General features: G+C 72.0%; 9 protein-coding genes. 2 read left to right on the top strand and 7 right to left on the bottom strand.

The features are described 5' to 3' along the window. Positions 1-7: 7 nt before the first annotated feature. From AB1046_RS17190 to AB1046_RS17170, 5 genes are all read right to left on the bottom strand, one after another. Complete coding sequence (locus AB1046_RS17190) at positions 8-1,693, bottom strand: PQQ-binding-like beta-propeller repeat protein (protein ID WP_369370513.1); 1,686 nt, start codon at positions 1,691-1,693, stop codon at positions 8-10. A gap of 51 nt (positions 1,694-1,744) precedes the next feature. After that, positions 1,745-3,334, bottom strand: a complete 1,590-nt coding sequence (locus AB1046_RS17185; protein ID WP_369370512.1) for a PQQ-binding-like beta-propeller repeat protein — start codon at positions 3,332-3,334, stop codon at positions 1,745-1,747. Positions 3,335-3,398: 64 nt separating this feature from the next. Further along, positions 3,399-5,159: a PQQ-binding-like beta-propeller repeat protein gene (locus AB1046_RS17180; RefSeq protein WP_369370511.1), complete on the bottom strand. Its 1,761-nt coding sequence runs from the start codon at positions 5,157-5,159 to the stop codon at positions 3,399-3,401. Further along, positions 5,156-6,364, bottom strand: a complete 1,209-nt coding sequence (locus AB1046_RS17175) for an ABC transporter permease (protein ID WP_369370510.1) — start codon at positions 6,362-6,364, stop codon at positions 5,156-5,158. Before AB1046_RS17175 ends, AB1046_RS17180 begins: the two co-directional genes overlap by 4 nt. A gap of 5 nt (positions 6,365-6,369) precedes the next feature. After that, complete coding sequence (locus AB1046_RS17170; protein WP_369370509.1) at positions 6,370-7,269, bottom strand: ABC transporter ATP-binding protein; 900 nt, start codon at positions 7,267-7,269, stop codon at positions 6,370-6,372. A gap of 369 nt (positions 7,270-7,638) precedes the next feature. Between AB1046_RS17170 and AB1046_RS17165 the strand changes: the two genes are divergently transcribed. Beyond that, complete coding sequence (locus tag AB1046_RS17165; protein WP_369370508.1) at positions 7,639-8,355, top strand: hypothetical protein; 717 nt, start codon at positions 7,639-7,641, stop codon at positions 8,353-8,355. Between the two features lie 190 nt (positions 8,356-8,545). On the opposite strand, the gene AB1046_RS17160 is transcribed toward AB1046_RS17165, so the two are convergent. Further along, a complete protein-coding gene (locus AB1046_RS17160; RefSeq protein WP_369370507.1) occupies positions 8,546-9,232 on the bottom strand; it encodes a response regulator in 687 nt (228 codons plus the stop codon). Next, positions 9,229-10,749 carry a sensor histidine kinase gene (locus AB1046_RS17155; protein ID WP_369370506.1) on the bottom strand — a complete coding sequence of 507 codons (1,521 nt, stop codon included), beginning with the start codon at positions 10,747-10,749 and terminating at the stop codon, positions 9,229-9,231. Before AB1046_RS17155 ends, AB1046_RS17160 begins: the two co-directional genes overlap by 4 nt. A 163-nt stretch (positions 10,750-10,912) precedes the next feature. On the opposite strand from AB1046_RS17155, the gene AB1046_RS17150 reads away from it, so the two are divergent. Continuing rightward, positions 10,913-11,728: a hydrolase gene (locus AB1046_RS17150; protein ID WP_369370505.1), complete on the top strand. Its 816-nt coding sequence runs from the start codon at positions 10,913-10,915 to the stop codon at positions 11,726-11,728. Positions 11,729-11,764 lie beyond the last annotated feature (36 nt).

Below are 11,764 nucleotides of genomic sequence, written 5' to 3'. Positions count from 1 at the left end.
GGTCGACTCACCCAAGTCCTCGGACGCCGCGCGGCGTGACCTCCAGCAGGTAACCGTCCACCGCGACCAGGCCGCCGACGACGCCCTGCTCGACCAGGTCGCCGTCGGTCGGGTCGAACGTGGTGATCGCGCCGCCGCCGGGCCGGTTCCAGAGCACCGCGCCGGAGTCCAGGTCGAGCGCCACCAAGCCCCGGCTCCGCGTGGTCTCGCCCTCGGTGAGCAGCAGCAGGGACAGCCCGTCGGTGAACGCCTGGCGCACCGTGGCGGTCCCGAAGTACCCGACGTCGTCGTCGGACGTGGGGTCCGCGCCGTTCCAGGTCCATCGCTCCTCGCCCGTGCCGAGGTCCAGCCCGCGCACGCTCCCCGCACCGGTCGTGACCACCGCCGTGTCGCCGACCTGCGCCAGGAACTCCTGGCCGCCCGACTGCAGCGTGATGTCCCAGCGGGGGGTGCCGTCCGGCTCGTAGGCGCGCAGCCGCCGGCTGGGCTCGTCCACCGCGAGCAGCGTGCGCGGTCTGGCCTCGTCGGTGGCCTGCGGGGCGAGCGGGTACCCGGTGATCTCGCCGACGACGACGCCGTCGGTCGCGTGCAGGGAGGCGCGCGGAACGCCTTCGAAGCTCATGACCGCGTACCGGCCCGCACCGAGGCCGGCCACCCCGCCCGTACCCGGTTCGAGCTGCGCGCCGAGCAACACCCCGCCAGGGGTGACGGCCGCCTGGATCCCGCAGCCGCTCAGCGTGATGAGGTCGGCAGTGACCCGGGCGCCGAAGGTGTCCGGGGCAAGCTGTCCGTTGAGGACCAGGCGGTTCTCCGAGCTGCCCCACGATCCTCCGAACGTGCGGGTGCACTGCGTGGCGTCCGTCGCGCGGAACGGGACCGTCACGGTCCACCGTTCCTCACCGGTCGCCGCGTCCTCGGCCCGGAGCACGAGGTCCCGGCCCGCCTCGACGGTCCCGGTGCACTCGCCCGCCCCGGTGCACTCGGCGTCACCGAGGTCGATCGCTGACGTCGGTCCCACCCGCCAAGCGCGCAGCACCGTCCCGTCGGGTCCCGTGTGGGGCACCCCGTACCGGCGCGTGTCCGCGGTGCCGAGCACCCGGGTCGAGGCCGTGCCGTCCGGCCCCACCGCGACGACGGTGCGGTCCGCACCGCTCCCCTGGAGGCACACCAGCGAGTCCGTCGCCGGGTCGGACCAGGTGGCCGGGACCGTCGGCCCGCAGTCCGCGCCTTCCCGCAGAGGCACCGTCCAGGCTTCCTCGCCCGTGACCGGGTCCAGTGCGACCAGCCTGCCGTCGGACTCGAACGCCAGCACGTCGCCGAGCACGGCGACGCCGGTCGCGCTCTCCCCGGGGCCGACGGCGCCGCGCCACGCCCACGTCTCCCCGAGCGGCGTCGACACGTCCACCACACCCCCGCGGACGTCGCGCATCCGCTCGATCCGCGCGTGGTCCCGCACACCGTCGACCGCGATCCCGGTGCCGAGCACGATCGCCAGCACCGCCGCGATCTGCGCGGCCGCGCGCCGCTTCCGCCCCAAGCTGTCCGACGTCGACAGCTCGTACTCCCGGAGCGCGGCACCGTCCGCCTCGCTCGCTTCGAGCGAAGCGCCTGCAGCCGCCGCAGCAGCGGTGGCCGCGTCGTCGTCGACCAGGTCGAAGACGAACGCATCACCCTCGTCCGGGTCGCGCGCCATGCGGCCGAGCGTAGCGCCGGGCGAAAACCGCCAGTTGGTCGCCGGGGGGTGTCAGCCCAGGCCGGTGAGGCCGCCCGGGGTGAGCTCGACGATGTGACCGTAGACGGCAACGGGTGAGCCGGTGAGCGGCGCGTCCCAGAGCTGTTCGCCGGTGTCCAGGTCGAGGGCGACCAGCAGGCCGTCACCGAGGCCCTCCTGGGACTGGTGCACCAGGGCAACGGTCTCGCCGTCGGTCAGTGTGCGGTAGCGGACCAACCCGCCCGCGTCCTCACTGCTCCACACCCAGAGCTGCTCTCCGTCCGTGCGGTCGAGGCCGACCACCTCGGCGCCGCGGTCCACGACCACCACATCCCGTGCTACGAGCTGCGCGCTGCCGGATCGCTCCGTCCAGGCCACCGACCCGTCCTCGCGCACAGCGTCGAACCCGTAACCGCTCTCGTCGGTGACGATCCAGAGGCCGTCGGGCGCATCCGGGGACCGCGCAGTGACGTTTACCCAGCCGTCCAGGGTGCCCAGGGGCTCCCCTGTCTCGTCGACGACGACGGTGTCCGTCCCGTTCCCCTGCACGGCGAAGACGCCCCCGCCGAGCTCGGTCACCCACGACTCCGTGCTCTCGCCGCTGCCCAGGGTATCGAGCCGCACACCCTGCACCGACAGCGTCCCGCGGATGCCGCAGCCGTCCACGTCGATCGTCTCGAACCCGGTCTGCACAACGATCTGGTCCGTGTCGACGCCCGCAGGTTGACCCGTCATAGGGTCGTACTCCTGGCAGTTCACCGATTCCGTCCGGGTGAACTCGACGATGCTCGTCCAGCGTTCGGCGCCGGTCGCCGCGTCCTCGACGGTGACCAGCGCATCGCGCCCGTCGGCCAGCATCGCCGGCGTGCAGGTGCCCGTCGTGTTGCACTCGACCGGCTCGGCGGCAGGCCCGATCCGTTCCACGCGCACCACCAGGCCGTCGGGTCCGGGGAAGATCTGCTCACCATCGGCCAGTTCCGCGCCCCGGGACCCGGTGCTGCCGTCCGGTGCGATGGTCAGCACCTCCCGCGCATCGCCCGGTCCGTGCACGCACACCAGCACGTCGGCCGACGCCGAACCGTCGTAACCGGTAGGGCCGCACACCGGCCGCTCGCCCACCGCGACCCGCCAGACCACCTCGCCCGAGCCGGGGTCGACGGCCGTGACGTCCTCGAAACCGGCCGGCTCCAGCTCGGCCGCCCCGCTCGAGGAATCGACGGTGTAGCGCTGCGCCCTACCCGGCGGCAGCACCAGCAGCCCGTCCATGATCACGCGCTGCTGGTCCACGAACGAGTCCCAGCTCGGTTCGGCGGGGAAGTCGTACGGCACGGTCCAGGTCTCCGCGGGCGGGTCCGCGAGCGACACCACCCCCACCGACGAGGAGCGCATCAGCTCCGCACGCCGGTGGTCCCGCACCTGGTCGACCGTGACGGTCGTCGCGATAAGGACGACGACCACAGAGGCCGCGACGAGCCAGGTACGGCGAGACAGCCGGGGCAGCCGAGGTCGACGCGGGTCCGGGGAGCCGGTCGGGGCAGCCTCGCCGACGTCTCCCGCGGTATCCGGCTCGCTCTCCTCGACCAGGTCGAAGACAACGGGTTCCTGCTCGTCGGGCCGTGACATGGCGGGATCCTACTCGGGTGTCCTGCGAGCTCAGGCGCTCTCCCGTTCGGGTCGGACCGGCGACTCAGCCGAGACCCACCACACCCTGCTGCGTGATCTGTGCGAGGTAGCCGTCGACGCTGACCAGGTCTGTGTACGACGTCTCCTGCTCGACCGCCCAGCGCACCGACCCGTCGCGGAGATCGACAGCCAGCAGCCGCAGGCCGGGCTCCTGCCCGGTCGGATCGACGGGTACCGGGAGCAGCAGGATGTCGCCGTCCGTGTAGGCGCCGAAGATCATCGACGGCGCGGCCCACGCCATGTCACCGAGCGAGAGCACCTCGGGGTCGAGGGTCCAGCGCTCCGCACCCGTACCCAGGTCGATCGCGCGCACCGCACCCTGCTCGTCCACGACGACGGCAGTGCCGGACACGCTGGCGAGCAGGGCCGCGACCTCGATACGCGCGGACCAGAGCTCTGCCCCGAGGTCACCGCCTGAGGTCGACCGGGCGTTCGTGCGAATGCCGACCCGCTCCAGCAGCAGCCCGGGGTCACGGCCGTCGGTGGCCCAGGGCACAAGGACCTGGCCCTCGAGGGTGACCGTGCCGCCGTCCGGCAGGTGCACCACATCGTTGGGCACACTGGTCTCGGACACCTCGGTGCCGGGCTCGACCCAGCCGCCGCCGGGCAGCGACGCGAACGACGCCGAGTCCGCACCGTCCGCCGGGGGGTCCGTCGGATCCGTCGGATCGTCGAGCCGGGTGCCGTCGCTCAGGAACGCCGCCGATACACCGCAGCCCTGCACCTCCAGGACGTCCCCGTTCAGCACCCAGCCCAGCGCGCCGGCGACGTCGAGCGCCGGTTCGGGCTCGCTGTCCTCGTCGTCGCTGTTGTAGGTGACACAGCTCTCGGCTCGCGGGGCACCAAACGCGACGTTCTCGCTCCAGCGCTCCGTGCCGGTCCGGGCGTCCTCCAGGCGGACGACCAGATCCGGCCCGACGAAGCCCTTCGGCAGATGGGTAGTGCCCAGCTCGTCGGCCACCACGGGCCGCGGCTCCTGATCGCCGCCCTTGAGCTCGAAGACGAACAGACCGCCGTCGGCCGCCGGAAGGACGTGCCCTTCCGCGCCGAGCTCGCGCGTCGTGGTGGTGCCGTCCGGCTCGATGACCGTGACCGCCAACGACCCGTCGTCGGAGCCGGCGACACAGACCAGCGGATCCGCCGGCGCCGTGGGGTCCGGAGCCCCGATGCCGGAGGACGCCGCCGGGCCGCAGTTCGGGAACGTGCCGAGATCGACCGTCCAGAGCACCTCGCCCGACACCGGGTCCACACCGCGGACCGACTCGTCGCCGGCGATCGCGAGCACCCCGGGCATCTCGACGAGATTCGCCGAGATCGGGTCGTCGAGGTCGATCGACCACTGCTCGGCGGGCTGCTCCTCCAGCGCCCGCACGCCGCCAGGGGCGGCGAGGAGCGCGCGCTCGCGCAGCTGCGCGTTCACCAGCACCCCGGCCGTGACCGCCAGCACCACCACGGCAGCCGTCCCGCCGGCGAGCAGCACCTTGCCACGGCGGGTCGTGGGCAGCCGGCGCCGCACCGCCGCACCGCCACGGCGCGCAGTCTGCCCGACGGCGGTGCGGGCGCTTGCCAGCGCCACCGCGACCCGGCCAGGCTCCCGGGGCTGGGGCTCCTCGTCCGGGCCCGCCTCGGTGCCCGGCCCGTCCTCGTCGTCGGGGCCCGTCTCGCCGGAGGCTCCGGGGACCTCGTCGATCAGGTCGAAGGTGTGCACCTTCTTGGGCTCTGCGCCCCCGGGTGCCACGTCGTCGTGCTCGGTGCGTTCGGTCACGCCCCGAGGGTAGTGCCCCGATCGCCCGCCATGGCGGACTTCCACGTGACCCGGCCCCCGGTCTGCATGAGCGCGCCCCGGTACGCGCGCTCGCTCAGGAGCACCGCGCCGAGCGTGGCCACCATGAGGATGAGGAGCGACACGATCGGCTCCCACCAGAGGGCGTCTCCGTTGAGCACCCGTACCGGCATCGACACGATCGACGCGGGCGGGATGTAGGACAGCACGCGTTCCAACGCGCCGTCCGCCGAGAAGGTCACCACATAGACGCCCAGGAGCAGCATCATGAGCGGGCTGGTCGTGTACTGGAGGTCCTCGGTGCGGGAGGCGAGCGAACCCGCCACCGCGTACAGGGCCGCCACCGCGACGAACCCGACGGTGAAGAAGACGACGAACCAGAGCATGGTGGCCGACATCGCGGGCAGGATCGCCGACAGGTCGGTGAACGAGGCACCGACGAGCCCCACGCCGGCGAGCAAGAGGTTCTGCGCCAGCGCGATCACCGAGCTGCCGATGATCTTGCCCGCCAGCAGCTGCCGCAGGGGCACCGCGGTAGCGATGATCTCGACCAGCCGGGACTGCTTCTCCTCGATGACGCTGCCCGCGATCATCGCGCCCGACCCGACGGTCCCCATGAAGAACAGGAACGCGAGCACGAACCCGGCGATGAACACGATCTGCGGGTCCACCGGGTTGCCGTCGAGGCGTTCGGTCTCGACCTCGCTGCCCGCCGTGAGCTCGGCGACCGTGGTTCCGGCGGCGTCCGCCCGGCCGGCCATCACCTGGTCACGCACCGTCGTCTCGACCAGCACTGCGAGATCGCTGTCGGGCTCGCGCCACCCGGACAGGGTCCAGTCGTCGGCGCTGCCAGCGCCGACGGCGCCGGAGCTGAGCCACGCGTCGGCGGACTCGTCCTCGAGGGCGGCCGTGGCCGCAGCCGCATCGTCCACCCGCAGCACGTTCAGCTCGATGTCCCGGTCGTCCGATGCCGCGGTCCCTTCGGCGGACTCCAGAGCCGTCGCCGCGGACTCGTCCCCGGCGACGACCGCGACGTCGAACGACTGGGTGCGGCCGTCCATGAAGGCCGTGAAGCCGATCAGCCCGCCGATCATCGCGATATTGACCAGCAGCCCGATCAGGAACCCCTTGTTGAGCGCCCGCACCACGATCTCGCGGGTCGCCACCAGCATCCATGCACTCGTCATGCCGTTCACGCGGTCACCTCGCGGTAGATCTGGGCCAATGTCGGCCGGACGGGGGAGAACTCCTGGACCGCGCCCCGCTCCAGGGCGGCGGACAGGAGGCGGGAGGCCGCGGCGTCGTCGTGCACCTCGACCAGCGCGGACGGGCCGTCCACATCGACGGCCAGCACCCCCGGCACACCGCGCACAAAACCGGCGTCGCCCGACAGCACCAACCGGTGCCTTGTGACGCCCTGAGCCCGCAGCTCGTCGGGGGTCCCGTCGGCAAGGACCCGGCCCCGGCCGAGAATGACGAGGCGCTCGCACAGCCGCTCCACGAGGTCGAGCTGGTGCGAGCTGAACAGCACGGGCACACCACGCCGCGTGTGCTCGCGCAGCAGGTCCGCCATGGCGTCGACGGCCGCGGGGTCCAGGCCGCTGAACGGCTCGTCCAGGACGAGGGCCTTCGGCTGCCCCATGATCGCGGCGACGATCTGCACGCGCTGCTGGTTGCCGAGCGACAGCTTCTCCACGTGGTCCTTCGCCCGGTCGGCGAGCCCCAGCCGATCTAGATGCTCCAGCACCTCGCGCCGGGCGACCGGCGCGGCAATACCCCGCAGCCGCGCCAGGTAGACCAGCTGCTCCAGCACGGGCTGCTTCGGATAGAGGCCGCGCTCCTCGGGCATGTACCCGAACTCGCGGCGGTCCTGCCGGGTGACCGGCGCGCCCCCGAACCGCACCTCGCCGCTCGTGATCGCCAGGACTCCCATGATCATCCGCATGGTCGTGGTCTTGCCCGCACCGTTGCCGCCGACGAACCCCGTGAGCAGGCCCGACGACGCGGTGAAGCTCACGCCGTCCACCGCCCGCCGGGGTGTGTCGCCCGAGGCGAACACGCGGGTCAGGTCCCGCACCTCCAGATCGCTCATGGCAGTCACGCTAGGGGCCGACGGCGGCCCGGGGGATCCGTCGCGAGGCGGAACCCCACTCCGCCGGACGACGGGTCGGTCGACGACGGAATGCCAGATCTCCTGACATTTCGCCGATACCGATAGCGCGGGCACCGACGCACTGTGGTTGACCAGGTATTACACGCCCCAGTTGCCGTTGGCGTTCTGCCACGTATTGTCCCGTCCGGAACGCTGCCAAGAACTAGGGCGGCGCTGAATGGTTTGAGAGCCCGTCCCCGGATCAATGAGCTAAACCATCCGAAGGATGATTCGCGCTCCGGTCCACGTGCACCGGAACGTCACGGCAAATGGGCCTACGCAGTATCTGAATCCGCAGGGGAGCAAAGCGTGCGCAAGCGTCTGATCGTCACAGGAACGGCCGCGGCCTTGGTGCTGACGGCGGGGATCGTGGGAGCCGTGGCAGTCCAGCCGGCAGGCAAGGAGCTGGACCGGCGGCTGACCTCGGCAGAGGGCGCCATGCCCGACACCCTGCAGGGTCTGGGACCCCTGCTGATGAAGCGCGAGTCCACACCGGGCGAGACGGTCGACGTGCGCACGAGGCCGGGAACGCAGGAGAACCCGTTCTCCTACACACCGCCGCCCGAGCCGGAGCAGCCCTCGCAGCAGCCGCGGGACTACCCCTCGGCCAGCGACTTCATCTTCACGCCGCCGCCGGGCGCCGGGAACGGGGCCGCCCCCATCCGGCCCACCAAGCCGGCCTACCCGCCCACGCAGGAGCCGACGGAGCGACCGACCCAGAAGCCGACGCCGAGGCCGACGCCCCCCACGCCGACTCCTACGCCGACCCCCACTCCGACGCCGAGCCCGACGCCGACACCGAGCCCCACACCCACCCCCTCGCCCACTCCGACACCGGAACCGACGCCGACCCCGGAACCGACGGCGACGCCGACACCGGAGCCCACTCCAGAACCGACCCCGGAGCCCACGGTCGAGCCGACGCCGGAACCCACGCCTGAGCCGACCCCGGAACCCACCCCTGAGCCGTCGCCAGACCCCTCCACTGAGCCGTCCCCCGAGCCGTCCCCCGAGCCGTCGGCATAATCAGCCGAATAGTCCGATTCATCTCCGGCGAGAACCTGGGGCGGGGCGCGAAAAATGCAGCGCGGCCTTCCTGCCCCCGCCCATCTCCGCATTCTCGGCAATACCGGAAAAAGGGACGAGCATTGGCTCAGAATGTCACCGCTCGGTGACAGGCCGACTTGATGTCGACGTGTCACGTGACATAACCGGGTCAGACCAGTCCCGCCCGGTGGGCGAGGACCACCGCCTGAACCCGGTCGCGCAGGTGCAGCTTGGACAGCACGTTTGAGACGTGCGTCTTGACCGTCGCCTCGCCGAGGAACAGGGCTCTGGCGATCTCGGCGTTCGACAGCCCGGTGCCGATCAGCTCCAGCACCTCACGCTCGCGCGGGGTGAGGAGGGCGAGGCCGGCCGGCGGCGCGTCGGCCGGCCGGGCACCGGTCTGCGCGGTGTCGACGGACCCGCCCAGCGGATGCCGCTCGCCCGCCACCATCTGCTCGATCACCCGGCGCGTGATCTGCGGCGCGAGGAGCGCGTGCCCGGCCGCCACCGTCCGCACGGCCTCCACCAGGTGCTCCGCGTCGGAGTTCTTCAGCAGGAACCCGGACGCTCCGGCCGCCAGCCCGTCGAACACGTACTCGTCGTGATCGAACGTGGTCAGCACCAGCACTTTCGCGAGGTCCTCGGCGACGATCCGGCGGGTCGCCTCGATGCCGTCCATGACGGGCATCTGCACGTCCATCAGCACGATGTCGGGACGCAGCGTGCGGGTCAGCTCGATCGCCGTCGCGCCGTCGCCTGCCTCGCCGACCACCTCCAGGTCGTCCTCCACCGAGAGGATGAGGGAGAAGCCGGAGCGCACCAGCGCCTGGTCGTCCACCAGCAGCACGCGCGTCATCGGGCGACCTCCGGCCGGGCTCCAGCCGCCGGCCGCGCTCCAGCCGCCCGGGCGACCTCCATGGCCAGCGCCGGCAGCGGCAGGCGCACCCGGACCCGGTAGCCCCCGGTCGCCCGCGGACCGATCTCGACCACGCCATGGTGCGTCGCCACGCGTTCCCGGATCCCGAGCAGGCCCAGTCCGGAGCCGGACGTCCCGTGGCGGGGCCGCCCGTCGTCGAGCACCTCGACCTCCGCGAAGCCGTGCAGGAACTGCTGGCCCGCCAGTACCTCGGGGCCGCGCACCACCCGCAGCGTCACCGTCGCGGACCGGGCGGTCGAGTGCTTGCGCACGTTCGCCATCGCCTCCTGGGCGGTCCGGTACAGGCTGAGGCCCATCGCGTCGGGCACGTCGGCCGCGGCGCCGGGCGGCTCCTCGACCCGGCGGAACGCGGTGTCGAGGCCGTCGTGGTCGGCGGCGGTCAGGGCGGGCAGGTCGGCCAGCCCCGGCTCCGGCGCGCGCGAGGCGGCGGCCGACCCGGCGGACGCACCGCCGTCGGGCACCGAACGGAGCGTGCCCACCAGGTTGCGCATCTGCGCAACGCCCTCGCGCGACTCGCGCTCGATGGTGGCGAGGGCCTCCGCGGCCAGGGCCGGGTCGCGGCTCAGGACCCGCCGGGCGGCGGCCGCCTGGATGCCGATGACAGACACGTGGTGCGCGACGACGTCGTGCAGCTCACGTGCGATCCGCACCCGCTCGGCGACGATCGCCTGGTCCGTGAGGGCCGACGCCTGCGTATCGATGGTGACGGCCTGCTCGGCGAGCTGCTCCCGTCGCCGGGCGGCGGTCCAGCGCATCTGACCGGCCACCACCGCACCACCGAAGAACGCGATGTTGATGATGATCTGATAGATCGAGTTCGCGAGATACGGCTCCATCAGGCCGGGCCAGTCCGCGGGGGTCGGGTACTCCTCGAGGATCGTCTCGATGCCCTGCTGCATGGCGAACATCCAGATGAGCCACGTGAACATCACCAGCACGCAGACGCTGACCACCACGAGCATCGCCCGCCGGTCGCGTGCCCACGCCACCGCCGTGAACAGTGCGACGAAGTACATGATCTGCATCGGCATCAGCACGGTGATCGACGGAATGGTCAGGCCGAGCCCGAGGAAGGACCCGTACACGAGCACGAGCGACACCAGCGGGTAGCGGCGGCGCCACGCCAGCGGGAGCGTGCTGACCACCCCGAGCAGGAAGACGAGCCACAGCGGCTCCTCCCCGTCCTCGAAGAGACCCATGCTGTGGCCCAGCTCGATGGACACCGCCGCGAGCACCGCGAACCCGGCGCCCAGCCACAGGTCGTTGCGGTACGCACGGGCGGGGTCGGCGGGGACCCGCTCCCAGTCGGAGTCGACACCGAACCAGTCGAGCGCCCGGCCGCCCGAGCGCCCGGCGGTACCGGGCACGACGGCGGGACGCCGGGCGCCAGCGGCGTCGGACTGCGGGTAACCGGACTGCGAAGGACCGTCGGCCATACCCCCACCCTAAGAACCCAACCCCCGGTCCGCTTCCACCTCAAGACGGAGTCCGGGACGAGCACGGGGTTATGTTCCGTCTGGTGGTCCGAGAATTGCTGGACACAGTTCGGCGAGTGGCGCATGGTGACGGTGGACCAGCCCAACGAAGGGAACTGTCGAAATGACGTTCTGGATCTGCCGCACGTGCGGCGTGGAACACGATTCCCGGCCCGACGTGTGCGCCGTCTGCGCCGACGAACGCCAGTGGGTGCCCGCCGACGGGCAGCACTGGACCACCCTCGAGGAGCTCGCGGCCGACGGCCAGAGCATCAACGTCGAGGAGCTGGAACCGGACCTGTTCGGCCTCACCACTGTGCCCGACGTCGGCATCGGCCCCACCGCGAAGCTCGTCCGGACCCCGGACGGGAACCTCCTGTTCGACGTCCCCGGGTATGTCGACGACGACGCCGTCGCCGCCGTGCGGGACCTCGGCGGGCTCGCGTACATCGTGGCGAGCCACCCGCACATGTACGGGGTGCAGGTCGAGTGGAGCCGCCTGCTGGGCGGGGTCCCGATCCTGGTCAGCGCGCCCGACGCCAGCTGGCTCGCCCGGTCCGACGACGCCGTCGAGCACTGGACGAGCGACCGCGAGATCCTGCCGGGTGTGACCCTGAGCCAGCCGGGCGGGCACTTTCCGGGCTCCGCGGTGGCGCACTGGGCTGCCGGGGCGGAGGGGAAGGGCGTGCTGCTGAGCGGCGACACGATCTTCGCCAACCCGGACCGCACGTCCGTGTCGTTCATGCGGAGCTACCCGAACCGGATCCCGCTGTCGGGTCCAGTGGTGCTGCGGGTCGCGCAGCACGTGGCGCGGTTCGACTTCGACCGGCTCTACAACAACTTCCGGGGCGTCATCCCGACGGATGCCCGGGAGGTAGTGCTCCGCTCGGCAAACCGTCACGCGTCCTGGACGAGCGGCGGCTACGACCACCTCACCTGATCCGGTTGGAGGCGAGGTCAGGTGATCGGCAACCCG

Origin of the sequence: Promicromonospora sp. Populi (assembly GCF_041081105.1) — a bacterium.
GTDB lineage: Bacteria > Actinomycetota > Actinomycetes > Actinomycetales > Cellulomonadaceae > Promicromonospora.
Note: the sequence above shows the minus strand (reverse complement) of the source record. Positions and strands in the feature narration are given on the sequence as shown.